At 74.1% G+C, this 24,218-nt stretch carries 23 protein-coding genes and 1 pseudogene; 15 read left to right on the top strand and 9 right to left on the bottom strand.

From position 1 onward, the window contains the following. Positions 1 to 42: 42 nt before the first annotated feature. Entirely contained in the window at positions 43 to 1,095 is a 1,053-nt protein-coding gene (locus FSW04_RS01780; RefSeq protein ID WP_146915630.1) for an NAD-dependent epimerase/dehydratase family protein, read from the top strand. Between the two features lie 145 nt (positions 1,096 to 1,240). On the opposite strand, the gene FSW04_RS01775 is transcribed toward FSW04_RS01780, so the two are convergent. Together FSW04_RS01775 and FSW04_RS01770 are read right to left on the bottom strand one after the other, a co-directional pair. Next, on the bottom strand, positions 1,241 to 2,971 hold the full coding sequence (locus tag FSW04_RS01775) for a thiamine pyrophosphate-dependent enzyme (protein WP_146915628.1): 1,731 nt from the start codon (positions 2,969 to 2,971) through the stop codon (positions 1,241 to 1,243). Beyond that, positions 2,968 to 4,560, bottom strand: a complete 1,593-nt coding sequence (locus tag FSW04_RS01770) for an FMN-binding glutamate synthase family protein (protein ID WP_146915626.1) — start codon at positions 4,558 to 4,560, stop codon at positions 2,968 to 2,970. Before FSW04_RS01770 ends, FSW04_RS01775 begins: the two co-directional genes overlap by 4 nt. Before the next feature lie 122 nt (positions 4,561 to 4,682). Here FSW04_RS01770 and FSW04_RS01765 point away from each other — a divergent pair, with 122 nt between their 5' ends. Then, positions 4,683 to 5,027 carry a hypothetical protein gene (locus tag FSW04_RS01765; RefSeq protein WP_146915624.1) on the top strand — a complete coding sequence of 115 codons (345 nt, stop codon included), beginning with the start codon at positions 4,683 to 4,685 and terminating at the stop codon, positions 5,025 to 5,027. Positions 5,028 to 5,066: 39 nt separating this feature from the next. Here the strand turns inward: FSW04_RS01765 and FSW04_RS01760 are convergent, their stop codons facing one another. Continuing rightward, positions 5,067 to 6,122 carry a nitronate monooxygenase gene (locus tag FSW04_RS01760; protein WP_146915622.1) on the bottom strand — a complete coding sequence of 352 codons (1,056 nt, stop codon included), beginning with the start codon at positions 6,120 to 6,122 and terminating at the stop codon, positions 5,067 to 5,069. A 105-nt stretch (positions 6,123 to 6,227) separates the two neighbouring features. On the opposite strand from FSW04_RS01760, the gene FSW04_RS01755 reads away from it, so the two are divergent. From FSW04_RS01755 to FSW04_RS01745, 3 genes are read left to right on the top strand one after another with little or no spacing between them, the layout of a single operon-like run. Further along, positions 6,228 to 7,349, top strand: a complete 1,122-nt coding sequence (locus FSW04_RS01755; protein WP_187369158.1) for a phosphotransferase family protein — start codon at positions 6,228 to 6,230, stop codon at positions 7,347 to 7,349. Next, a complete protein-coding gene (locus FSW04_RS01750) occupies positions 7,339 to 7,767 on the top strand; it encodes a hypothetical protein (protein WP_146915618.1) in 429 nt (142 codons plus the stop codon). Before FSW04_RS01755 ends, FSW04_RS01750 begins: the two co-directional genes overlap by 11 nt. A 2-nt stretch (positions 7,768 to 7,769) precedes the next feature. Continuing rightward, positions 7,770 to 8,771: a DUF7064 domain-containing protein gene (locus tag FSW04_RS01745; protein ID WP_146915616.1), complete on the top strand. Its 1,002-nt coding sequence runs from the start codon at positions 7,770 to 7,772 to the stop codon at positions 8,769 to 8,771. Positions 8,772 to 8,786: 15 nt separating this feature from the next. On the opposite strand, the gene FSW04_RS01740 is transcribed toward FSW04_RS01745, so the two are convergent. Next, positions 8,787 to 9,587, bottom strand: a complete 801-nt coding sequence (locus tag FSW04_RS01740; RefSeq protein ID WP_146915613.1) for a FadR/GntR family transcriptional regulator — start codon at positions 9,585 to 9,587, stop codon at positions 8,787 to 8,789. A gap of 27 nt (positions 9,588 to 9,614) precedes the next feature. On the opposite strand from FSW04_RS01740, the gene FSW04_RS28275 reads away from it, so the two are divergent. Then, positions 9,615 to 9,986 carry a cyclase family protein gene (locus FSW04_RS28275; protein ID WP_146915611.1) on the top strand — a complete coding sequence of 124 codons (372 nt, stop codon included), beginning with the start codon at positions 9,615 to 9,617 and terminating at the stop codon, positions 9,984 to 9,986. Here the strand turns inward: FSW04_RS28275 and FSW04_RS01730 are convergent. The 4 genes from FSW04_RS01730 to FSW04_RS01715 form a co-directional block, all read right to left on the bottom strand. Next, positions 9,868 to 10,701 (bottom strand): oxidoreductase, encoded by an 834-nt coding sequence (locus tag FSW04_RS01730; RefSeq protein WP_146915609.1) that lies wholly within the window; start codon positions 10,699 to 10,701, stop codon positions 9,868 to 9,870. The genes FSW04_RS28275 and FSW04_RS01730 overlap by 119 nt on opposite strands. Positions 10,702 to 10,730: 29 nt before the next feature. Continuing rightward, positions 10,731 to 11,951 (bottom strand): MFS transporter, encoded by a 1,221-nt coding sequence (locus FSW04_RS01725; RefSeq protein ID WP_146915607.1) that lies wholly within the window; start codon positions 11,949 to 11,951, stop codon positions 10,731 to 10,733. 51 nt (positions 11,952 to 12,002) lie between these two features. Beyond that, positions 12,003 to 12,398, bottom strand: coding sequence for a (R)-mandelonitrile lyase (locus FSW04_RS01720; RefSeq protein WP_146915605.1), 396 nt, complete (start codon positions 12,396 to 12,398; stop codon positions 12,003 to 12,005). Positions 12,399 to 12,469: 71 nt separating this feature from the next. Further along, positions 12,470 to 13,129 (bottom strand): TetR/AcrR family transcriptional regulator, encoded by a 660-nt coding sequence (locus tag FSW04_RS01715; protein ID WP_146915602.1) that lies wholly within the window; start codon positions 13,127 to 13,129, stop codon positions 12,470 to 12,472. An 85-nt stretch (positions 13,130 to 13,214) separates the two neighbouring features. Between FSW04_RS01715 and FSW04_RS01710 the strand changes: the two genes are divergently transcribed. Both FSW04_RS01710 and FSW04_RS01705 read left to right on the top strand, forming a co-directional pair. Then, positions 13,215 to 14,432, top strand: a complete 1,218-nt coding sequence (locus FSW04_RS01710) for an acetyl-CoA C-acetyltransferase (RefSeq protein WP_146915600.1) — start codon at positions 13,215 to 13,217, stop codon at positions 14,430 to 14,432. A 2-nt stretch (positions 14,433 to 14,434) separates the two neighbouring features. After that, the gene (locus tag FSW04_RS01705; protein WP_146915598.1) at positions 14,435 to 16,666 is read left to right on the top strand and encodes a 3-hydroxyacyl-CoA dehydrogenase NAD-binding domain-containing protein; all 2,232 of its coding nucleotides are present in this window, start codon (positions 14,435 to 14,437) and stop codon (positions 16,664 to 16,666) included. On the opposite strand, the gene FSW04_RS01700 is transcribed toward FSW04_RS01705, so the two are convergent. After that, positions 16,650 to 18,104, bottom strand: a complete 1,455-nt coding sequence (locus FSW04_RS01700) for an aldehyde dehydrogenase (RefSeq protein ID WP_146915596.1) — start codon at positions 18,102 to 18,104, stop codon at positions 16,650 to 16,652. The two genes, FSW04_RS01705 and FSW04_RS01700, sit on opposite strands and share 17 nt — an antisense overlap. 230 nt (positions 18,105 to 18,334) lie before the next feature. Between FSW04_RS01700 and FSW04_RS28270 the strand changes: the two are divergent. The 7 genes and pseudogenes from FSW04_RS28270 to FSW04_RS01670 all read left to right on the top strand — a co-directional run. After that, positions 18,335 to 18,451 (top strand): annotated as a pseudogene (locus FSW04_RS28270) (hypothetical protein); the annotation flags it as partial. A 1-nt stretch (position 18,452) separates the two neighbouring features. Next, positions 18,453 to 18,749, top strand: coding sequence for a Zn-ribbon domain-containing OB-fold protein (locus FSW04_RS28265; RefSeq protein ID WP_146923408.1), 297 nt, complete (start codon positions 18,453 to 18,455; stop codon positions 18,747 to 18,749). Positions 18,750 to 18,850: 101 nt separating this feature from the next. After that, a complete protein-coding gene (locus tag FSW04_RS01685) occupies positions 18,851 to 21,160 on the top strand; it encodes an AAA family ATPase (protein WP_228430789.1) in 2,310 nt (769 codons plus the stop codon). A 28-nt stretch (positions 21,161 to 21,188) separates the two neighbouring features. Then, on the top strand, positions 21,189 to 21,599 hold the full coding sequence (locus FSW04_RS26680) for a helix-turn-helix transcriptional regulator (protein WP_228430787.1): 411 nt from the start codon (positions 21,189 to 21,191) through the stop codon (positions 21,597 to 21,599). A gap of 76 nt (positions 21,600 to 21,675) precedes the next feature. Further along, positions 21,676 to 21,972, top strand: coding sequence for a hypothetical protein (locus FSW04_RS01680; protein WP_146915594.1), 297 nt, complete (start codon positions 21,676 to 21,678; stop codon positions 21,970 to 21,972). Then, positions 21,969 to 23,996 (top strand): low temperature requirement protein A, encoded by a 2,028-nt coding sequence (locus FSW04_RS01675; RefSeq protein WP_146915592.1) that lies wholly within the window; start codon positions 21,969 to 21,971, stop codon positions 23,994 to 23,996. The genes FSW04_RS01680 and FSW04_RS01675 overlap by 4 nt, the downstream gene beginning before the upstream one ends. Continuing rightward, entirely contained in the window at positions 23,993 to 24,211 is a 219-nt protein-coding gene (locus FSW04_RS01670) for a hypothetical protein (RefSeq protein ID WP_146915590.1), read from the top strand. Before FSW04_RS01675 ends, FSW04_RS01670 begins: the two co-directional genes overlap by 4 nt. Positions 24,212 to 24,218 lie beyond the last annotated feature (7 nt).

Below are 24,218 nucleotides of genomic sequence, written 5' to 3'. Positions count from 1 at the left end.
GGTCCGTGGATGGCCTGTGCCCCGGCCGGGAACGTCCCGGACATGCGAGTCGCGATCGTCGGGGCAACGGGCAACGTGGGGACCGCCGTGGTGCGGGCGCTGCAGGACGACGACCGCGTGGGCGAGATCGTCGCCGTCGCGCGCCGGCGGCCGGCGACCGAGGCGGGCAAGGTGCGTTGGGTCACGGCCGACGTGACGCGCGACGCCCTCGCCCCGGCCCTGGACGGGGCCGACGTCGTCGTCCACCTCGCCTGGCTCATCCAGCCCGACCGGCACCCGCGGATCATGGAGGCCGCCAACGTGGACGGCTCGCGCCGCGTGTTCGAGGCGGCGGTGCAGGCGGAGGCGGGCGCCCTGGTCGTCGCGTCCTCGGTCGGCGCCTACTCGCCCGGGCCCAAGGACCGCGCCGTCGATGAGTCCTGGCCGACGGACGGCATCGCGACGAGCATCTACTCCCAGCACAAGGCGCGCGTGGAGCGGCTGCTCGACGCCCTCGAGGCCGAGCATCCCCGCCTGCGGGTCGTGCGCCTGCGCCCCGGCCTGATCTTCCAGCGCGACGCCGCGAGCGAGATCCGCCGCTTCTTCCTCGGGCCGCTGGTCCCCACCCCGCTGCTGCGCCGCGGCCTGATCCCGGTCGTCCCGCGCACGGACCGCCTCGCGTTCCAGGCCGTGCACGCCGACGACGTCGCCGACGCCTACCGGCGGGCCATCATGGACCCGGGCGCGCGCGGCGCGTTCAACGTCGCGGCCGACCCGGTGCTCGACGCCGACGCGCTGGCGGCGACGCTCGGGGCCCGGGCCGTGCCCGTCCCGGCCCGTGTCCTGCGCGCCGCGGCGTCGCTGACCTGGCACGCCCATCTTCAGCCGACCTCGCCGGGGTGGATCGACCTGGCCCGCGGCGTCCCGACCATGGACATCACCCGCGCACGGACCGAGCTGGGGTGGACGCCGCGCCGCAGCGCCGGTGACGCGCTGCTCGAGCTGCTCGACGGGCTCGGCCGCGGCGCCGGCGGCGCGACCCCGCCGCTGGACCGCCACGCCGGCGGCCGCTTCCGCGGCCGCGAGCTGCGGACGGGCGTCGGCTCGCGGCCGTAGGGCCCGGGCGCCGGGGGCCGTCCGCCGGCGCCGGGCGCGCCGATGGCGCGGAGGTGGGGCAGGACCACACCTATGCGACATCCGCCAGGCCGATGAGCGCCGGCGCGCCACCCCCGGCGCCGGGGCCCGCCCGAACGCCCCGCCCTCAGGCGCCCCGGCTGCTCAGCGGCTCGGAGAGCTTGCCGATCGCGAAGCCCCACGCATCCGACGCGGTCGTCTTGGGCGGCAGCGCGACCTCGTCGGGGTTCGTGACGACGTCCAGGAGCACGGGGCCCTGGTGGGCCAGCGCCGACGCCACCGCAGCGTCGAGCTCACCGGGCGCCTCGACGCGGATGCCGTGCAGGCCGATCGCCCGGGCCACCGCGGCCAGGTCGGGGTTCTGCAGGACCGTGCCGAACTCGGGCAGGCCGCCCTGCTCCTGCTCGAGCTTGACCATCCCGAGACGCCCGTTGTCGAAGACGACCAGGCAGACCGGCAGGTCGTGCGACACGGCGGTGATGAGGTCGCCGAGGAGCATGGTGAGCCCGCCGTCACCGCAGAAGGCCACCACCTTGCGCGAGCGGTCCAGGGCCTGCGCGCCCAGGGCCTGGGGCATGGCGTTGGCCATCGACCCGAGGTTGTAGGAGCCAAGCAGCCGGCGCCGCCCGTGCATCGTCACGAACCGTGCGAGCCACACGGTCGACATGCCGGTGTCGGAGGTGAAGATCGCGTCGTCGGGCGCGAGGCGGTCGACGGCCGCGGCCAGCGCCTCGGGGCGGATGCGCTCGTCGGGGTTGTCGAAGCGCGACCGCACCCGGGCGACGAGCCCGCTGCCGTCGAACCCCGGCTCGGTCAGCCGGGCCTGGCTCTCGCGCCACGTCCCGTAGGCCGCGACCGACCCGTCGAGGTGCGAGCGGTCCGCCTTGGCCGCGACGAGGCCGGCCAGCGCGGCGACCGACAGCCGGGCGTCGCCGACCACGCCGTGGTGGACCGCGGTGCGCCGCCCGATGTGGGCGCCGAGGCGGTCGATCTGGACGACGACCTTGCCCTTCGGGTACCAGTCGCTGTACGGGAAGTCCGTGCCGACCATGAGCAGCACGTCGCCGCCCTCGAGGGCCTGGTGGGCGGCGGGGTTGCCGAGCAGGCCGCTCTGACCGACCTGGAACGGGTTGTCGCCCTCCAGGCCCTCCTTGGCCTTCAGCGTGAGGACCATCGGCGCGGCCAGGTGGTCGGCCAGGGCGAGCACGGGCTCGCGCGCCTCGCGCGCGCCGATGCCGACGAGCATCGTCACGGTGCCCGCGGCGTCGATCGCCTGCGCGGCGGCCCGCAGGGCGTCGGGATCCGGCGTCACGGGTCCGGACGTCGCGGTGAAGTGGGCCGCCGGCGTCGAGCGCGGCAGGTCCTGGCCGCCGACGTCGCCGGGCAGGGTCAGTACCGCGACGCCGGACTCCTGGATCGCGCTCTGCACCGCACGCTCCAGCAGGCCGGGCATCTGCTGCGGGCTGGAGACGGTGCGTGCGAACACCGCGACGTCGGCGAACAGGACGTCGTTGTCGACCTCCTGGAAGTAGTCGCTGCCCAGCTCGGCCAGGGGCACCTGCCCGCAGATCGCGAGGAGCGGGGCGTGGGACTTCTTGGCGTCGTAGAGGCCGTTGAGCAGGTGGATGGAGCCCGGTCCGACGGTGCCCATGCAGACGCCGAGGGTGCCGGTCAGCTGGGCCTGGGCGCCGGCCGCGAAGGCGGCGGTCTCCTCGTGGCGCACGCCGATCCACTCCATGTCGTCCTGGCGGCGGATCGCGTCGGTCACGGGGTTCAGGGCGTCGCCCACGACGCCCCAGATCGTGCGGACGCCCTGCGCGTGCAGCGCGCCGACGATCAGCTCGGCAACGGTGGTCATCGTGGTGTCTCCTGGAAGGAATCGGGATCGGCGCGGGCCCAGTCGGCCGCCCAGTCCTCCGGCGGGTCGGCCAGCAGCTCGCCGGGCGCCAGCCAGCGGTACAGGTCGGCGTAGGAGCGGACCGTCGCGTGGTCGACGCGGCGGATGAGCATGCGGGGCGAGAGCTGGCCGGGATGGTGGACGCCCATGGAGGCCATGATCTGCACGGCCTCGGCGACGGCCGCCTGCTGGTAGTTGCGGACGCGCATGGTCTTGCTGGGGACGTCGAGCGCGCGGCTGCGGCGAGGATCCTGGGTGGCCACGCCGACGGGGCAGCGGTTCGTGTTGCAGCGCTGGGACTGGATGCAGCCGACGGCCATCATCATCGCCCGGGCCGCGTTGGTGTAGTCCGCGCCCTGCGCGAGGCGCTTGACGATGTCCGAGCCCGTCGCGACCTTGCCGCTGGCGCCGATGCGCACCTGGTCGCGCAGTCCGACACCGACCAGGGCGTTGTGGGCGAGCATCAGCCCCTCGGTCAGCGGCGTGCCGACGTGATCCTCGTACTCCATGGGCGCGGCGCCGGTTCCGCCCTCCGAGCCGTCGACGATGATGAAGTCCGGCGCCACGCCCTCGTCGACCATCGCCTTGCAGATGGCCAGGAACTCGTGGCGCGCGCCGACGCAGAGCTTGAAGCCGGTCGGCTTGCCGCCCGCGAGCTCGCGCATGTGGGCGATGAACCGCACGAGCTCGCGCGGCGTCGAGAACACCTTGTGCGACGCCGGGCTGACGCACGTCTGGCCCTGCGGGACGTCGCGGGCCTGGGCGATCTCCGCGGTGACCTTGGGTCCGGGGAGGACCCCGCCGATCCCCGGCTTGGCGCCCTGGCTGAGCTTGAGCGACACGCACCGGACGTTGGGGTGCGCGGCCTTCTCGCCGAACTCCCCCTCGTCGAAGCCCCCGTCCCTGGTCCGCGCGCCGAAGTAGCCGCTGCCGATCTCCCACACCACGTCGCCGCCCTGGAGGTGGTGGTCGGTCAGGCCGCCCTCGCCGGTGTCGTGGGCGAAGCCGCCCAGGGCCGCGCCCCGGTTCAGGGCGGTGAGCGCGGCGCCCGACAGGGCGCCGAAGCTCATGGCGCTGACGTTGAGCAGGGCCATGTCGTAGGGCTTGGTGCAGTGCGGGCCGCCGACGGTGACGCGCGGCGGCTCGGCCGGGGGATCGATCGGGGCGGTGGAGTGCAGCAGCCACTCGTAGCCGGGCTCGGCGACGTCGCGCTCGGTGCCGAACGCCTGCTCGTCCTTGATGCCCTTCGCGCGCTCGTAGATCGACGTGCGCGTGTCGCGGTCATAGGGGCGGCCGTCGTAGTTGCGCTCGATGAAGTACTGCTGCAGCTCGGGGCGCACGCGTTCCAGCAGGAAGCGGCCGTGGCCGAGGATGGGGTAGTTGCGCAGGATGCTGTGGCGCCGCTGCACGAGGTCGGCGACGCCGACGGCCAGCAGGAGGACGGCGACGGCCGCCAGGACGATCCAGGCGACACCGCCGGTCAGGGCCGACAGCAGCACGAGGGCGGCGGCGGCCGACGCCACGACGACGAGCGCCGCGTAGCGTGTCACGGGCGCGCGGGTGCGATGGCGGGGAGACCCATGGACCGGACGGTACCCTGCCCGGGCGCCGCGCAGCGCGATCGCCCGGCGGGGGTCCGCGTGGGCCCCGCCCGGCGCCGGGTCATCCCTCGTTGTCGGTCTCGGAGACCGCGGGGACGTGCGTCGCGGCGCGCTGCCCGCACCCGCGGCGGCGGGTCCCGATCATCGGCGCCGTCGCGGTGGGCTTGCTGGCGGGGATGCTGCTCCCGGGCACCGGGGTCGAGGACGACCGCCTGGGCCCCATGGCCGACCAGGTCAAGGAGCAGCTCAAGGACAGCGGCCAGGAGGCGCTGGAGCACGGCAAGGCCGTGGTCTCTGAGACCGCCTCGACGGCGGTGCACGCCGCCAGCCAGACCGCGCAGGAGCACGGCGCCGAGCTGCGCCACAGCGCGCAGGGCGACGCGCAGACCGCACGCGAGGGCATCAGCAGCCGCTGATCCCCGGCCGGACGCGACCCGGTCGCGCCCCGCCCCGCGTCATCCCTCGCCCAGGCGCCTCCCGGCCCGGGCCAGCGCGGCGCGTGCCTCGTCGGCCAGCGCCCGCGTCAGCTGCGCGGCCGGCAGGTCGCGGGCCAGGACGTGGGCCTGGCCGGCCCAGAGGTTGATCACCTCGCCGTCGCCCTGGGCGCGGGCCCGCGCCCGCAGCGGCGCGGTGACGTGGTGGATCTCGGGGTAGGCGCTCGGCGCGTGGGCGCCGTGCTCGGCGTGCAGGCGGTTGACGATGCCGCGCGCGGTCCGGCCGCTGAAGGCGCGGGTGAGCACGGTGGGCGCGTCCTGCGCGGTGGCCGCACGCTGGACGGGCGACGTGCCGGCCTCCGGCGTGCGCAGGTAGGCCGTGCCGAGCTGGGCCGCGGCGGCCCCGGCCGCGAGCACCGCCGCGACGGCGCCGCCGGTCATCAGCGCGCCGGCCGCCACGAGCGGCAGGTCGACCCCGGCGCCGACGAGCTGCAGCGCCGCCAGCAGCGTCACGTCGGCGGCGTGCTCGTCGTCGCAGAAGACGCCCCGGTGGCCGCCGGCCTCGACGCCCTGGACGACCAGCGCGTCGACGCCGAGCGCGGCGGCCCGCTGCGCCTCGTCGGGAGCCGTCACGGTGGCCCACAGCTCCGAGCCGGCGGCCCGCAGCCGCGCGGCCACCTCGCCGGAGGGCAGGCCGAACGTGAACGACACGACCGCGACCGGCTCGGCGCACAGGTGGTCGACCTTGGCCTCCAGGTCGTCGTCGTCGAAGCGCGGCGCGCCGAGCTCGACGCCGAGCCGCTGCGCCTCCGGCGCCAGGCGCGCCGCGTAGCGGGCGACGAGCGCGGGGTCGGCACGCGCGCCGCCGGCGGCGAACAGGTTGACCCCGATCGGCCGTGCCGTCAGCACCCGCACAGCCGCGAGGCGCTCGGCCATCTGCCCGGCCGTCAGGTAGCCGGCGGCGAGCACCCCCAGCCCGCCGGCCTCGCTGACCGCGGCCGCCAGCTCCGGGGTCGACGGGCCGCCGGCCATGGGCGCGCCGACGATGGGGAGCTCCAGCTGCTCGAGGACGGTCATCGCCGCATCGTCGCTCCCGCGGCGACGGATGTCCACGGGCGCCGCGCCTGCCGCCGGCCCGCGGTTGCAGCGTGGCGAATCATCATGATAGATAGAGCCCGGATGATGTCCTCGACGACATCGGATGACCCGCCCGCGCGCCGCGACGACCTGCGCGCCGGTGATCGCCTGGACCGGATCGGCGCCTGGCTGGTCGAGCACGTCACGCCGGACTGGTCGGCCGCACGCTTCACCGCGCTGGCCCGCACCTCGGGCGGGGTCTCGTACGAGACGTGGATCGTCGACGCCGAGGACCCCGCCGACCCGCAGGACCGCCGCGCCCGGTTCGTGCTGCGCCGCCAGCCGCTGCGCGGGCCGGTCGAGCCCTACGACGTGCTCGGCGAGGCCGCGGTCTACGCCGGCCTGGCGGACACCGGCGTCCCCGTCCCGCGGGTGCTGGGCACCTGCGCGGACCTTGCCGTGGCCGGGCGCCCGTTCGCGGTGCTCGAGTACATCGACGGCGAGGTCCCCGACTACCGCACGCTCATGCAGCGCGACGAGTGGATCGACCCGGCCCGCCGCGCGAACATGGCCCGGCAGTTCATGGGGGTGCTTGGTGCCGCGCAGCGCGTGGACTGGCGCCGCTTCGAGCGCTTCGCCGCGCTGGCCTCCGGGCCGCGCCCGCGGGAGCCCGAGCGCCTGCACGCCCTCATCGAGCACATGCTCGCGACCGCTGCGCACCGCATGGCCGACTGGGTGCCGCACCCCATCTTCCGCGATGCCGCGCGCTGGTGCCAGGAGCACGCGCCCGACGGCGACCCGGACGACATGGTGCTCATCCACGGCGACTTCAAGGTGGGCAACTTCATCTGGCGCGACGAGCGCATCGTCGCCTTCCTGGACTGGGAGGGCGCGATGGTCGGCGACCCGCTGCAGGACCTCGGCTACGCGTGCCATCCCGCGATGCGCGAGCCGCGGCCCGACCTGATGGCCATGCTCGCGCCGCTGGACGACCTCATCGCCTACTACGAGGCGGCCTCCGAGCGCACCGTCGACCGCCGACGCCTGCACTACTACGTGGTCTACGCGCTGCTGTTCCACACGTGGACGCTCACGATCGGCCTGCCGAGCATCGCCGAGTGGGACGGAGACATGCGCATGGCCACCGGCTACAAGAAGCTCAACCAGGTCACGCGTCTGCTCACGGCGCAGATCGAGGCCTACGAGGCGGGCCGCGGTGTTCTTTGACACGCTCGGGCGCATCCTGCAGCGGTCGGCCGAGGTCCTGGAGACCGAGATCCGCCCCGTGGTCGACGACGGGTTCCTGGGCCAGCAGGTCGACGCGATCGCGCTGATCGTGGGCGAGATCGGCGCCGCGTGGCCCGAGCTCTTCGCGGCGCTGGAGCGGACGAACGCCATCCTGGAGTCCACCCTGCGCGACGTGGCCCCGGGCGCCGCGGCCGACCTGGCCGCCGGCGACCTGCTGCGCCGCAACCGCGAGCTGCTGGTGGCGCTCGACGCCGCGGTGGAGCCGCTGCACGCCGGCGGCGAGGGCGCCGCGCTGACGCGGCTGCGCGCCGGGCTGCGCGACGCGGCCGTCGTGGAGCACGACCTGCTGGAGCGCGCGGTGCACCGCGCGGGTCTGACATCGACGAGGAGGTTGTGACCATGATCGAGCCGGTCCCCGCGCGCGAGGCGTTCCTGCACACGCCGGTCTACGGCGACCCCACGTGGCTGGAGACCAACTGGTTCCCGTTCATCGTGCCCGAGCGCAACCTGCGCGGGTACGTGTACGCCTGCTTTCGCAGCAACCTGAAGGTCGCCATGTCGATCGTCGTGCTCTGGAGCGGCGAGGAGGTTCTCAACGTCCTGCAGACCGACTACTGGGACCAGCGCGTCCACCTGCCGTTCCCGTCCGGCAACCTCGACGACTACCGGCTGGACAACGGGCTGCACGTGCGCATGACCGAGCCGCTGCAGCGCTGGGAGATCAGCTACGACGGCTTCAAGGACATGCACCTGGAGCTGGAGGCCACGGCGATGATGCCCGCCGTCACCAGCCACATGACCCGGCTGCCCGAGGGGGGCGACTTCAGTCACTTCCACAACGTCGACCCGAGCCTGGCGGCCGCCAGCGGCCACATCGACCAGACGATGATGATGCGCGGCGAGCTGCACCTGCGCGGCGAGCGCATCGACATCGCGTTCGCGTCCAACCGCGACCACTCGTGGAGCCCGCGGCCCGAGTTCGGCCACGGCTTCGGGTACTTCGACGAGGGCTTCTTCGGCGAGGAGTTCTCCTTCCACGTCCAGACGCGCAGCCGCCACCTCGACGTCTCGCCGGTGTCCAACGGCTACCTGCTCGAGCACGGCGAGGTCATCCTGCTCAAGGCCGGCACCGGCCGCTACGAGACCGACGGCTGGTTCACCCGCCGACTCGTCTACGAGCTCGAGGACGAGCGCGGGCGCTCGCACCGCATCGAGGGCCGGCCGACGTCGCAGTTCATCTTCCCGAGCTGGCCCAACCAGTTCAACATCGTCGGCCTCACGCAGTGGATCTACGAGGGCGAGACCTCTTGGGGCGAGTACAAGTGGCACTGGGAGACCAGCGAGATGCAGGCCCGCGGCGGCGACCGCCCGACGGACCCCGCGCTGTGGTCAGGGTCCTGAGCGCCGCGGCGCCGCTCACATCGTGAAGGGGACGACCGCGTCGAGCAGGCCTGGGAAGCGCTCGTCGACGTAGGCGAGCATCTCCCGGTTGTGCTGCTCCATGAGGCGGTAGGCCAGCTCCCCGTCGCCGTCGCGCACCGCGCGGACGATCTCGTGGTGGGCGTCGGAGACGCGCCGGCGGCCCTCACCGGGGAACGTCAGGCCGCGCGTGTGGATCTTCCAGATCTCGGCGAAGGAGACGGCCCACAGGTCCAGCACGCGGTTGCCGCTCAGCGCGCTGATGGTGGTGTGGAAGTCCGAGACCGCCGCGACCCACGTCTCGTCGGCCGAGCCGTCGACCTCCTGCGCGCGCGCGACGGCGGCCAGCAGCCGCTGCGAGGCCTCGTCGGCATTGCGTTCGGCGGCCAGGCGCGCCATCACGGCCTCCATGATCACCCGCGCCTCCCAGATCTCGCGGAACGTCGCGCCGGCGACGTGGAAGTGCAGCGTCGACGCCAGCCCGAGCTGGCGGCCGGCCATGCGCTGCACGATCGGGCCGCCCGCCGGGCCCGGCTTGAGCGAGATCAGCCCGTGGACCTCGAGCATCCGCAGCGCCTCGCGCAGCGTGCCGCGGCTGACCCCGAGCTGGGCGACCATCTGGCGCTCGGGCGGCAGCGCGCTGCCGGGGGCGATCCCGTTGGACACGATGTAGCCCACGAGCTGGCTCGCCACGCGGGCCGAGAGCTTGGAGCGCCGGCCGGCGTCGGGCAGGGGCGCCAGCGTCAGCGGCGGCGCGGCCGGCCCGTCGAGGTCATCGTCCTGGCCGTCGGACGGCACGGACCGACGATAGTGGGTTGCGCGGCGATGGCGATCCGAGCGCCGACGCTCGACGGGTGGGTCGATCTCTCACAGCCGCTGTTCAACGGCATGCCCGGGCCGCCGGCCCACGGCGTGCCGCGGTTCTGGGTCGACGCGACCGACGTTGCGGTCACCGAGGGCAGGCTGACCGCACGGGTCACGCCCCTCGAGACGGCCGCGCACATCGGGACCCACATCGACACGAGCATCCACTTCGTGCCCGGAGGCCGGACGGTCGCGGAGGCATCCGGAGGCACCGCTAGCCGGTCGCGAAGCTCGTCCCGGCGCTCGTCGCCTCCCACGCGTCGAGGTCGGCCTCCAGCGCGGCCATCGCGCTGCGGAACAGGCCCAGCGCGTCGGGCCCGAGCACGAGCATGAGCGGCGGATCGTCGCTCTGCACAGCCTCGATGATGGCCTCGGCGGCCTTGGCCGGGTCGCCCTGCTGGGTGCCGTGGGTCGAGTCGTTCTCGATGCGGCGCAGGCCGGCGGTCTCGGCGTAGTCGTCGATCGCCTCGGCCGACTGCGCGAGCGAGCGCCCGGCGAAGTCGGTGCGGAACGCGCCGGGCTCGACGATGACGGCGCTGATGCCCAGCGGCTCGACCTCCTTGCGCAGGGAGCCCGTGAGGGCTTCGAGCGCCGCCTTGGCGGCCGAGTAGTAGCCCGAGCCGGGTGGGCAGATCCGCGCGCCGATGGACGAGATGTTGACGATGGCGCCCGAGCGCCGGGCGCGCATCCCGGGCAGGACGGCCTTCATCATCGCCACGGGCCCGAAGACGTTGGTCGCGAAGAGCTGCTGGACGTCGTCCTCGTCGCCCTCCTCGACGGCGGCGCGGTAGCCATAGCCGGCGTTGTTGACCAGGACGTCGATCGCGCCGAAGCGCTCCTGCGCCCGCGCGACCGCCGCGGTGACCTGGGCGCGGTCGGTGACGTCGAGCGACAGCGCGAGCGCCGCGTCGGGATGGGCGTCGGCGAGGTCCTGGACCGTGGCGGCGTCACGGGCGGTGACGACGACGTTGAGGCCATGGTCCAGCGCGGCCGCGGCGAGCGCGCGGCCGAGGCCGGTCGAGCAGCCGGTGATGAGCCATGTGGGCATGTCGGTGTCCTTTCGTCCCTTCTGGATGGTCACTGCGGGTCGCGCGCCGTGACGAGGGTCACGACGAGCGCGAGTGCGGTCAGCGCGCCGTAGCCGAGGAGGATCGTGAACAGGCTGAACGCGCGCGTGAGCTGCCCGGCGACGAGGGCCGGGACGGCGGTCCCGGTGTAGGCGATGATGTAGATCGTCGACATGACGCCCGCGCGGTCGGCGGGGGCGGTGTGCGTCAGGAGGGACCGGGTGCTGGCGGAGAAGGTCACGCCCTGCATCGCGCCCAGGATCATCGTGGCGACGAGGAAGGGCGCGATGCGGCCGAGGTGCAGCGAGATGAGCATGAGCACGACGCCGGCCATGAACACGCCCATGCCCAGCCGCTGGGTCGGCGCGGGCGCGAGGCGGCCGGAGACCAGGGCGCCCGCGGCGCTCGGCGCGATGAACGCCGCGAAGAGCGCGCCGAGCACCAGCGTGTTGTGCGTGTCGAGCTGGTCGGAGGTGATCGTGGGTCCGAAGGCCTGGTAGAAGCCTCCCAGCGCCCAGGTCGCGACGAAGACGCAGGCCGCCGCGGGCAGGAGCCGGCGGACGGCCGGCGGGACCCGCACGTCGGGACGCAGCGAGGCGCCCGGCCCGGCGGTGCGGACGGCGGTCTCGGGGCCGGCCACGACCATCGCCGCGCTGATGGCGAGCAGCCCGAGGACGATCCAGAAGACGAGGGTGCGCGGATGGGGCCCGTACTCGGCCAGCGCGCCGGAGCTGACGGCGCCGAGCGTGATGCCGACCATCGGTCCTCCGGCCGAGACGGCCGCGCCGAGCCAGGCCGGCCGCCGGGGCGCGCTGTCGACGATGTAGGCCGCGATGGCGCTGGAGGCCAGCCCGCAGCCGAGGCCCTGCAGCGTCCGGCCGACGATGAGCGGGGATGCGCTGGTGACGTGCAGCAGCACGAGGGTGCCGGCGGCCGCCAGCGCCAGCGCCGCCAGGGCGACCGGGCGGCGCCCCACGACGTTCGAGACCCGGCCGAACATGAGCAGGGCGACCATCGCGGCGAGGAAGTAGGATACGGCCGTGAACGACAGGTCGGCCTTCGTGAGCCCCTCCGTGCGCCGGTAGAGCTCGTAGAGCGGGATCGGCGCGCCCGACGCCGTGAAGATCGAGGTGAAGGACAGCGTCGCGGCCGCGAACGCGAGCCAGGCCGGCCGGTCCGGCCGCACACCGTCGTCCGCGCCCGCCTGGTCGCCGGCGGCGATGGCGCTCATGTCCGACACGACAGCAGATCGGGGCGCGGACGAGGCCGGGGCCGCCGGGACCTAGGCGGCGTACTGCTCGTCGGTGACGTGCTCGCCCCAGGTGACCGCGCTGCCCGCGTCGTCGTTCTGGTGGATGGCGATGTGCAGCATGAAGCGGGTGGGAGCCGCACCGTGCCAGTGGCGCTCGCCGGGCTCGAAGAAGACGCGATCGCCGGGGCGCAGCTCCTCGACCGGGCCGCCCTCGCGCTGGCAGCGCCCGACGCCCTCGGTGACGAAGATCGTCTGGCCGTGCGGGTGGGTGTGCCACGCGGTGCGCGCGCCGGGCGTGAAGTGCACGGCGGCCGCCGCGAACGTGGAGGTCCCAGCGGGCGCGGCGACGGCGTCGATGTAGACGTCGCCCGTGAACCAGTCGGCGGGGCCCTTCTGGGTGTCGATGCTGCTGCGGGTGATCTGCATGGTCTCCATCATCGCCGAGCGACGGCCCGGGCCGGGCGCCCACGGTCACGCCCTGCGCTTACACGCCCCGATCATGAGGCGGCCCCCCGGCCGCCCATGCCCGGCCGGCCCTCGGGCTCGAACAAGGAGACGAGCTGCGCGCGGCAGGCGCCCCACTGCTTCTCGGCCCGCGCCGAGCCCGTGTGCAGCGTGTCGAGGACCACGAGCCCGCGGATCGTCGCCAGTGCGAGGTTGACCAGCACCTCGAAGTCCGCGCGCCGGGCGGCGTGCGGGAACAGGCGGCGCGAGAGCTCCATCGTCTGGCGGTCCAGGCGGCGCTCGATCGGGATGAGGTGGTCGCGCAGGTCGTCGTCGGTCCGCGCGTGGGTCCATAGGTCCAGCGACGCCTGGTAGAGCGGGGTGTTGTAGCTGCGCCAGAGCAGGTCCAGGCCCTCGGCCACGCGCTCGGGACCGGTCGGCAGCGCGTCGGCCGAGGCCAGCATGTGCTCGCCGCGGCGCCGCGTGAGGTGGTCGGCCGCCGCCGCCAGCAGCGCGGCTCGGGTCTGGAAGTGGTGCAGGTGGGCGCCACGCGACAGGCCCGCGCGCTCGGCCACCCGGGCGGTCGTCGTGTTCGCGTAGCCGTCGCACACGAGGCACTCGAGCGTCGCGTCCAGCAACGCCGCGCGCGTGGTGGCGGAGCGCTCGGCCTGGTTGCGTCGCGCATGGGGCGGGGTGCGCGGTTCGGGGGCCATGGCCGGGCGAGTGTACTTGCGTTCAGGAACGCATGTTTCTGTGGTAGCGTGGCCGTCCCCTCACGGACTTCGAAAAGGACGAGCAATGGCAGCCACCGAGGCGTTGGTCTTCGACGCGATCCGCACGCCGCGCGGTCGCGGCAAGCACACCGGGTCCCTGCACGGCACCAAGCCGGTCGACCTCGTGGTCGGGTTGATGCACGAGATGCTCATCCGCAACGAGCGCCTCGACCCGAACCGCGTCGACGACGTCGTGCTCGGCTGCGTCTCGCCCGTCGGCGACCAGGGCGCCGACATCGCCAAGACCGCCGCGATCAAGGCCGGGCTGCCCGACACCGTCGCCGGCGTCCAGCTCAACCGCTTCTGCGCCTCCGGCCTGGAGGCCGTCAACATCGCGGCGCAGAAGGTCGCCTCGGGCTGGGAGGACCTCGTCTTCGCCGGCGGCGTGGAGTCGATGTCGCGCGTGCCGATGGGCTCCGACGGCGGCGCCTGGGCGATGGATCCCGAGACCAACTACGACACCTCGTTCGTGCCGCAGGGCATCGGCGCCGACCTCATCGCGACCGTCGAGGGCTTCAGCCGCGACGACGTCGACGCCTACGCCGCGCGCTCGCAGGAGCGCGCCGCGGCCGCGCAGGCCGAGGGACGCTTCGCCGGCTCGGTGATCCCGGTCAAGGACCTCAACGAGCAGGTGGTCCTCGACCACGACGAGTTCATCCGCCCCGGCACGACCGTGGCGACGCTCGGCGCGCTCAAGCCGTCGTTCGCCGCCATGGGCGAGATGGGCGGCTTCGACGCCGTCGCGCTGCAGAAGTACCACTGGATCGAGAAGATCGACCACGTCCACACGCCGGGCAACTCGAGCGGCATCGTCGACGGCGCCTCGCTCGTGGCCATCGGCAACGAGCAGACGGGCGCCGAGCTCGGCCTCACGCCGCGGGCGCGCATCATGGCCACCGCGGTCTCGGGCGCCGACCCGACCATCATGCTCACCGGCCCCGCGCCGGCGGCGCGCAAGGCGCTGGCCAAGGCCGGCCTGACGGCCGGCGACCTCGACCTCGTCGAGATCAACGAGGCCTTCGCCGCGGTCCCGATGCGCTTCGTCAAGGACATGGACATCGACCTCGAGAAGGTCAACGTCAACGGCGGCGCCATCGCGATGGGCCATCCGCTGGGCGCCACGGGGGCGATGATCCTCGGCACGCTCATCGACGAGCTGCACCGCACGGGCGGCCGCTACGGCCTGGCCACCCTCTGCGTGGGCGGCGGCATGGGCATCGCGACCGTCATCGAGGCGATCTAGCCATGGCCTCCACGATCCGCTGGGACCAGGACGGCGACGGCGTCGTCCTGCTCACGTTCGACGACCCCGGCCAGTCGGCCAACACGATGAACGCGGCCTATGCCGCGTCCATGCGCGCCACCGTCGAGCGCCTCGAGGCCGAGAAGGACGACATCGCCGGCGTCGTCATCACCAGCGCCAAGAAGACGTTCTTCGCCGGCGGCGACCTCCACGACCTGATCCGGGTCACCAAGGCCGACGCACCTGAGCTGGACGCCGCCCTGCGCGAGGGCAAGGCCCTCCTGCGGCGCCTGGAGACGCTCGGCCGGCCGGTCGTCGCCGCGATCAATGGCGCCGCGCTCGGCGGCGGACTGGAGATCTGCCTCGCCTGCCACCACCGAGTGATCGTCGATGACCCCAAGGCCGTCGTCGGGTTCCCCGAGGTCCAGCTCGGGCTGCTGCCCGGCGCCGGCGGGGTCGTGCGCTCGGTGCGGATGCTCGGCATCACCGACGCGCTCATGCAGCTCCTGCTGCAGGGCCAGCGGCTGCGGCCGGCCAAGGCGCTGGAGCTCGGGGTCGTCGACGAGGTCGTCGCGACCCGCGACGAGCTGGTGCCCGCCGCCAAGGCGTGGATCGCCGCCCACCGCGACGAGGAGATCGTCCAGCCCTGGGAGGTCAAGGGCTACAAGATCCCCGGCGGCACCCCGAGCAGCCCCAAGCTCGCGGCGATGCTGCCGGCGTTCCCCGCCAACCTGCGCAAGCAGATCAAGGGCGCCAACTACCCGGCGCCGCACCACATCATGGCCGCGGCGGTCGAGAGCACGCAGGTCGACTTCGACACGGCGATCGAGATCGAGGGCCGCTACTTCCTGGACCTCGTCACGGGCCAGGTCGCCAAGAACATGATCCAGGCGTTCTTCTTCGACCTGCAGCAGGTCAACGGGGAGCGCGGCCGCCCGTCCGACATCCCGCCGTTCGCCGCGACGAAGGTCGTCGTGCTCGGCGCGGGCATGATGGGCGCGGCGATCGCCTACGTCTGCGCCAAGGCCGGGCTCGAGGTCGTGCTCAAGGACGTCGACCAGGCCGCCGCCGACCGCGGCAAGGGCTACTCGGCCGCGCTGGTCGAGAAGGCCGTGGGCCGCGGCCGTCAGAGCCAGGAGGCCGGCGACGCGCTGCTGGCCCGCATCACCGCCACGACCGATGCGGCCGCGGCGGCCGGCGCGGACCTGCTGATCGAGGCCGTCTTCGAGGACCCGGCGGTCAAGGCCCAGGTCTACGCCGAGGTCGAGCCGCACCTGGACCCGGACGCGCTGCTGGGCTCCAACACCTCGACGCTGCCGATCACCTCGCTGGCCGAGCACGTCTCGCGGCCGGCCGACTTCATCGGCCTGCACTTCTTCAGCCCGGTGGACAAGATGCCGCTCCTGGAGATCATCCGGGGCGAGGCCACCAGCGACGAGACGCTGTACCGCGCGCTCGACGTGGCCCGGCAGATCGGCAAGACGCCGATCGTCGTCAACGACTCGCGCGGGTTCTTCACCTCGCGCGTGATCGGCACCTTCATCAACGAGGGCATCGCGATGCTCACCGAGGGCGTGCCGGCGGCGACGATCGAGCAGGCCGCGTCGCAGGCGGGCTACCCCGCGCCGGTGCTCCAGCTCTCCGACGAGCTGAACCTCGAGCTCATGGCCAAGATCCGCAAGGCCTCCAAGGAGGCCGTCGAGGCCTCGGGGGCGACGTGGGTCGACCATCCGGCCTTCGCGGTCATCGACCGCATGCTGGCCGAGGGCCGCGCGGGCAAGCTGCGCGGCGCGGGCTTCTACGACTACGCCGACGGCAAGCGCACCGGGTTGTGGGCCGGGCTGCGCGAGCTGTTCCCGCCGGTCGCCGACCCGTCGGCGATCGTCCTGCGCGACCTCGAGGAGCGCATGCTGTTCGCCGAGGCGCTCGAGACCGTCCGCTGTCGCGACGAGGGCGTCATCGAGTCGGTCGCCGACGCGAACATCGGCTCGATCATGGGCATCGGCTTCCCCGGCTGGACCGGCGGCGTGCTGCAGTACATCAACGGCTATCCGGATCCCGCCCACCCCGGCGTCGCCGGCTTCGTGGCCCGCGCGCGCGAACTGGCCGAGAGGTACGGCGACCGCTTCGAGCCGCCGGCCTCGCTCGTCGAGCAGGGCGAGCGAGGCGAGCCCTACCGCGACAGGGCCACGGCGCCGGTGGCGGTCGAGCTCCAGGTCACCCGTACTGGATGACCTTGGTCTCCAGGTAGCCGGCGTAGCCCTCGACGCCGCCCTCGCGGCCGAGACCGGACTGCTTGAAGCCGCCGAACGGGGTGCCGGGGCACAGGGACCAGGTGTTGATCGAGATCTGGCCGGTGCGGATCCGCCGCGCGATCCGCTCGGCCAGCTCGGTGTCCTGGGCGTAGACCGCGCCCGACAGGCCGTAGCTGGAGTCGTTGGCGATCGCGATCGCCTCCTCGACGTCGTCGAACGGGATCACGCACAGCACGGGGCCGAAGATCTCCTCCTGGGCGATGCGCATGTCGTTGGTGACGTCGGCGAACACGGTCGGCTCGACGAAGTAGCCGCGGTCCAGGCCGGCCGGCCGGCCGCCGCCGATCACGACGCGGGCGCCCTCCTGGCGGCCGATCTCGATGTAGCCCTCGACCCGCTCGCGCTGGCGCTCGGCGACGAGCGGCCCGATCACGACGCCCTCCTCGCGCGGGTCGCCGACGGTCATCGACTCGATGACGGGGACGAGCGCGTCGAGCAGCTCCTGCTGGCGGTGGCGCGGCACGAGCACCCGGGTCAGCGCCGCGCACACCTGACCGGAGTGGCCGATGCCGGCGGCGACCATGCCGGAGAGCATCTGGTCGAAGGGGATGTCGTCCGCGATGATCGCCGCCGACTTGCCGCCCAGCTCGAGCGTGACGCGGGCGATGCGCTCGCTGCAGATCGACATGATGCGCTTGCCCGCGGCGGTCGAGCCCGTGAAGGTCACCTTGTCGACGTCGGGGTTGGACACGAGGTGCTCGCCGACCTCGCGACCGCCGGGGAGGATGCTCACGACGCCCTCGGGCAGGCCCGCGGCCTCGATGGCCTCGGCGAAGATCATCGTGCCCACCGGTGCGTCGGGGGCGGGCTTGACGACCACCGTGCAGCCCGCGGCCAGCGACGGGGCCAGCTTGCCCGCGAGGGTCGTCACCGGCCCGTTCCACGGGATGACGGCCGCCACGACGCCGACCGGCTCGTGGGTGATGCGCCCGCGGTTGCCCGCGATCGGCACCTCCGTCTCGAGCTCGAAGCGTTCGTGGAACGTCGTCGCGTCGCGCAGCTTGGTCTCCGCGCCGGCCTGGATCAGCGTGGCGAAGGCCTTGGACGCCCCGACCTCCTCGGCGAACACCAGGGCCAGCTCGTCGGCGCGGGCGTGCAGCTCGTCGGCGATCCGCCCGATCGCCTCGGCGCGCTCCGCGGGCGTCATCCGCGGCCACGGGCCGTGGTCGAACGCCTCGCGCGCGGCGGCGACCGCGGCATCCATGTCGGCGTCCTGCGCGTCGGGCACCGTGGCGATGACCTCCTCGGTGATCGGGTTGATCACCTCGATGACCGCGTCGCTGGAGGGCGACACCCACCGGCCGCCGATGAACAGGGAGTCGAAGCTGCGCACGGGGGAGGTCTGCGTCGCGGTCATGGGTCGGGTCCTCGTTTGGTGGTCGCCGGGTCTCGGAGCGGATGGTGCCAGGTGCGGGAGGCGTCGGCCCCGCCGGGCGGCGCGCGCCCGGTCGGTCGCCTCCAGGTCGACGTGCGTGTTGAGCGGGTGACGGCCCCCGAGCTCGAGCGCGCCGTCGCGGATGAGGTCGGCGGCGCCGCCGGGCACGGCGACCTCGGCGACGGCAGCATCGCGGTGCTGGGGCGGGCCCGATGACGCCTCAGCCCCGCATCCCCGAGACGGCCGGCCTGAACGCCGAGTTCCACGCGCGCACGATCGCCGTGGGCCGCCTGACCTTCCAGGCCTGCGCCGTCTGCGGCCGCCGCCGTCATCCGCCGCGCCTGCGGTGCTCGGACTGCGGGTCGTCCGAGACCCGCTGGGGAGCCGGTCGACGGGCGCGGCGAGCTGTGGTCCTGGACGGTCACGCACGCGCCGTTCGACGGCGGCTGGGCGCAGGAGACGCCCTGCATCACCGCCGTCGTCGAGCTCGGCGGCGGCGTCCGCTTCCTCGGGGCGCTGGAGGGGTGCGCACCCGACGAGGCGAGGATCGGCCTCCCGGTCGTGGCCGAGCTGCAGCCCCACGGCGACTGCTTCGTGTTCGTGACGTTCGTCCCCGACCGGGGGTGAGGCGCTCCGGTCCCGGTCGGGGTCGGGACGGGGGGACAGGGGACCGCGCCGAGGCGCCGCGGGGCGCGTGGCGGGCCCGGCTAGGGTTCGGCGGGACAGCCATGACCGTCGCGGAGACCCCAACGCTCCTGGGCCGCAGCCGCGAACTGCGTGAGCTGGACGCGCTGATCGGCCGCGCCCGCACCCGGCGCAGCGGCGCGCTGGTCGTCTCCGGCGAGGCCGGGGTCGGCAAGACCGCGGTGCTCGACGACGCGTCCGGGCGAGCCGCGTCCCATGTCCGCGTCGAGCGCATGGTCGCCTCGGAGTCGGAGATGGGGCTGCCCTACGCCGGCCTGCACCAGCTGTGCGCGCACGTGATGGGTGCCGCGGAGCGTCTGCCCGCCCCGCAGCGCGAGGCGCTGGAGGCGGCGTTCGGCCTGCGGCACCTCCCCGCGGCCAGCCCGTTCCTCGTCGGGCTCGCCGTGCTCGGGCTGCTGACGGAGGCCGCCGGCGAGCGGGCCCTGCTGTGCATCGTGGACGACGCCCAGTGGCTGGACGACGTGTCGGCTCGCGCGGTCGCGTTCGTCGCTCCTCGCCTCGACAGCGAGGGGATCGCGATCGTCCTGGCGATGCGCACCGTCGACGAGGCGTTCGCCGACCTGCCGCAGCTCGTCGTCGGCGGCCTCGGCGACCACGACGCCCACGAGCTGCTGCGCCTCGCGCTGCCCGGTGCCATCGATCGGCGGGTCCGCGACCAGCTCATCGCCGAAGCGCGAGGCAACCCGCTCGCGCTGCGCGAGCTGCCGCGGGCGCTGGGCCCGGCCGAGCACGCCGGCGGCTTCGCCGTCGCCGGCTCCGTGCCGCTCGAGAGCCGCATCGAACGCAGCCTCATCGCCCAGCTCGAGCCGCTGCCCGCGGCGACCCGCATGCTGCTGCTGCTCGCGGCCGCGGATCCGACGGGCGATCCCGGGCTGCTGTGGCGGGCCGGTGCGGTGCTCGGCCTGGGCCCCCAGGATCTCGGTGCGGCCCAACGGGCCGACGCCCTCGCCGTCGGCACGCGCGTCCGGTTCCGCCATCCGCTCGTGCGGTCGGCGGTGTACCGCGCCGCGTCGCCCGAGGACCGGCGGGCGGCGCACGCCGCGCTGGCGGAGGCGACCTCCGTCGACCGCGACCCGGACCGGCGGGCGTGGCACCGGGCCAGCGCCACGCCGGGCCCCGACGAGGAGGTCGCCGCCGACCTCGAGCGATCGGCGCAGCGCGCACGGACGCGCGGCGGGGTCGCAGCGGCCGCCGCGTTCCTCGAGCGTGCGGCCGAGCTCTCGCCCGCGCCCCTGCGGCGGGCCCAGCGGCTGATCGCGGCCGCCGAGGCCAAGCACGACGCCGGCGCCCCCGACGCGGCGCTGAGACTGCTCGACAGCGCGCGCGACGATCCGCTGACCGCGCTGCAGGAGGCGCTCGTCGCGCGGCTGCGGGCCAGGGCGGGATATGCGCTGCGGCGCGACCGCAGCGGGGGCCGCGAGCTCCTCGCCGCCGCGCAGCGCCTCGAGCCGCTCGACCCGACGCTGGCGCGCGACACGTACATGGAGGCGTTGGCCGCGGCGCTGTACTCCGGGCGCCTGGGTGACCCTGACGAGGTGCAGACGGTCGCGCGAGCGATCCTGGCGGCGACCGCGGCCGACGCATCCGAGCGCGCGCGGGACCTGATCCTGCGCGGGCAGGCCCTGCTGGCCGCCGACGGCCAGGTCGCGGCCATGCCCGTCCTGCGGCGTGCGTTCCACGCGTTCACGGCCCGGCCGCCCGACGCGCTGGAGCTGCGGTGGATGTGGTTCGGCAGCCGCGCGGCGCAGGACCTGTGGGAGGTCGACACGCTGCGGACCCTCGCAGGGCGGCAGGTCGAGCTCGCGCGCGCCGACGGCGTGCTCACCGTGCTCCCGATCGCCCTGAGCATGCAGATCCTGGCCCAGACCATCGATGGGGACCTGGACGCGGCCGAGGCCGCGTGCGACGAGATCGACACCATCAAGAGCGTCACGGGCCATCCGCTGCCGGTGTTCAGCCGCGTCTTCCTCGCGGCCTATCGCGGTCAGGCCGATGAGGTCGAGCGACTGGCCAGGCCGCTGCGCGCCGATGCGGAGGCGAGGGGTGAGGGGTACGCGCTCAGCGCGGTCAACTACGCCGAGGCCATCCTGTTCAACGGGCTCGGACGCTACGGCGAGGCGATGGCCTCCGCCCGCCGCGAGCTGTCGCACACGTCCGAGCTGGGCCACGCGATGCGCGCGCTGCTGGAGCTCGTGGAGGCGGCGGTGCGCAGCGGCGAGCCGGCGCTGGCCGAGGAGGCGCTCGCGCGCCTCGCGCGCGTCACCGAGCCGGTGGGCAACACGACGGCCTTGGCCGTCCCTTGCGATGGCCAGGGCCCAGCTCCTCGAGGGTGAGGAGGCCGAGCGACGGTACCTGGAGGCGATGGACGGCTTCGAGCGCGGGCGGATGCCGATCATGGTGGGCCGCGTCCGCCTGCTCCATGGGGAGATGCTGCGCCGCCGGCAGCGGCGGGTCGACGCCCGCGTGCACCTGCGGGCCGCGCACGAGGTGCTGTCACGCGCCGGCGCCGTCGCGTTCGCGGAGCGCGCGGCGCGTGAGCTCGCGGCCACCGGTGAGACGCTGCGCCCGCGCACGCCGGAGTCCATCGACCGGCTCACCGACCAGGAGCTCAACGTCGCGCGCCTCGCGGGCCAGGGGCTGACCAACCGCGACATCGGCGCGCGGCTGTTCATCAGCTCGCGAACCGCCGAGTACCACCTGCGCAAGGTCTTCGTCAAGCTCGGCCTCAGCTCGCGGTCGGAGCTGAAGGACGCCCTGGCCGACCTGGGCTGACCGTCACGCCGACTGGGGACCGGACTGGGGACACATCCTGACGAGAGCGGAGCCCGGTCCCGCCAGGCTCGTCCCCATGAGCACCACCGACACCATCCGTCCGACCGCCGAGCTGACCGCAGATGTGGCGGAGTCCGCCGGCGACGGCCTGCGCGCCGCCGAGATCGGCGTCGTCGTCCTCATCGGGCTGCTGGCCTGCCCGCCGTTCCTGATCCTCGCCGTCGTCGTGGCGGCCCCGCTCGTCGCGGGCGCCGCCCTCATCGCGGCCCTCGTGGCCCCGGTGCTGGCCGTCGGCTGTCTCGTCCGTCGCGTCCGCGCCCACCACCGGGCGCACGGGACGACCCTGTTCCTGCACCGCCTGCGGCGGTCGTGAATACCGTCCGGCCGCCGCGGGCGCAGCGCCTGCGCCCACGGGGCGACGGCGTCACGCAGCCCACGACGACCGTCGAGTTGTTCTTCGACCTGGTCTACGTCTTCGCGATCACGCAGCTCTCCCACCTGATCCTCGACGATCCGTCCGTCGCGGGGATCGGCCGCGCGGCGTTCCTGCTGCTCATCGTGTGGTGGGCGTGGATCTACACGACGTGGATGGTCAACTGGTTCGACCCGGGCTCGCCCGCGGTGCGCGCCGTGCTCACCGGCGTGATGCTCGCCAGCCTGCTGATGGCCGCGGCGCTGCCGGGTGCGTTCGGCGCCGACGGCACGCTGTTCGCCGCCGCCTACGTCGTGCTGCAGGTGGGCCGCAACGCGGCGGCGGCGCTCCTGCTGCGGCGAGGCGAGCCGCTGCGCGACATCTTCGAGCGGCTGGTCGGCTGGAGCGCCGTGTCGGGCGCGCTGTGGCTGGCCGGCTCGGCGCTGCCCGGCGACCGGCGGCTGCTGCTGTGGGTCCCGGCGGTGGTGCTCGACCTGTGCGCACCGGCCGCGGGGTACTGGCTGCCGGGACGAGGCCGGGCCGCGACCAGCGACTACGACATCGAGGGCGGTCACTTCACCGAGCGCTGCGAGGCCTTCATCATCATCGCCCTGGGCGAGTCGATCGTCGTCACCGGCGCGACGGCGGCGGGCGCGGGGCTGGACGCCACGGTGGTGCTCTGCCTGGGCGTCGCGTTCCTGGAGACCGCCGCGCTGTGGTGGCTGTACTTCGGGGTGATGGCCGAGCGCTCACGCGAGGTCATGCGGACGTGCGCGGACCCGGGCCGGCTGGCACGCGACGCGTACACCTACCTGCACCTCCCGATCGTCGCGGGCGTCATCGCCGTGGCGGTGGGCGACGACCTGCTCATCAAGGAGCCGGGACGGGCGCTGCACGGCGCCGGCCTCGCGATGGTCCTCGGCGGGCCGGCGCTCTACCTGATCGGCGAGGCGCTGTTCCGCCTGCGCCTCACGGGGTCCATGAGCACCGAGCGGCTCGCGGTCGCGGCGCTGCTCCTGGCGCTCGCGCCCGCCGGTGGACGACTCAGCGCACTGGCGCTGAGCGCGGTCGTCGCCGCGGTGCTGAGCGCCCTGGCCCTGTGGGAGCTGCGCGGCACCCGGGCGCGGCCGGCTGGGGACCAGACTGGGGCCCGCCACGGACGCGCCCGAGGGGCGTGTCGGAGATCTTCGACCTCATCACCACCAACCGGAGGGAACGACATCATGAAGATCGTGGTCATCGGAGGGAGCGGGCGGGTCGGCGGCAGCGTCGTCCGACGGCTGGTCGCCCGCGGGCATGACCCCGTGCCGGCGTCGCCGTCGACCGGGGTCGACACGATCACCGGCGAGGGCCTCGCAGACGTGATGGCCGGCGCCGACGCCGTCGTCGACGTCTCCAACGCGCCGGTCTGGGAGGACGACGCGGTCCGCGAGTTCTTCACGACCTCGACGCGCAACCTGCTCGCGGCCGAGCGCGAGGCCGGCGTCGGCCACCACCTCGCCGTGTCGATCGTGGGCTGCGACCGGCTGCCTGACAGCGGGTACCTGCGGGCCAAGGTCGCCCAGGAGGCCGAGATCGAGGCGGGCGGCATCCCCTACACGATCCTGCGGGCCACGCAGTTCTTCGAGTTCCTCGCGCAGATCGTCGACAGCGGGGCCGAGGGCGACCAGCGCGTCCGCCTCTCGAACGGCCTGATGCAGCTCGTCGCCGCCGACGACGTCGCGGCGACCGTCGCCGAGCTGGCGACCGGCGGCCCGGTCGGCGGTCACGTGGAGCTCGGGGGGCCCGAGGCGCTGGGCATCGACGCGTGGGCGCGGCGGCTGTTCACGACCACGGGCGACCAGCGCGAGGTCGTCAGCGACCCGCACGCCCGCTACTTCGGCACGGAGCTGACCGGTGACGAGCTGACGCCCGGAGATGGCGCCCGGATCGGGGCGACCGACTACGAGACGTGGTGGGCCGCACACATGGAGACGCAGCGGTGACCGAGATCACGGTGGTCGTCACCGGCCCGGAGGAGGCCTACGACAACGAGGCCGAGTTCTGGTGTGCGAACGAGCTCCTGGGCGTGACCGTCCTGCACGACGGCCGCCTGCACCTGCGGATCGACCCACGGGCCGACGGGGAACCATGGCTGGCCGACACCACCAGCCTCGCCCGCTCCCTGGCCGAGGCCGCCGAGCGGCTCGCGGCCTACTGAGGGCGGA

The sequence above is a fragment of the Baekduia soli genome (genome assembly GCF_007970665.1).
Classification (GTDB): Bacteria; Actinomycetota; Thermoleophilia; order Solirubrobacterales; family Solirubrobacteraceae; genus Baekduia; species Baekduia soli.
The sequence above is the reverse complement of the archived record's forward strand: the minus strand, read 5'-3'. Positions and strand labels throughout refer to the sequence as shown.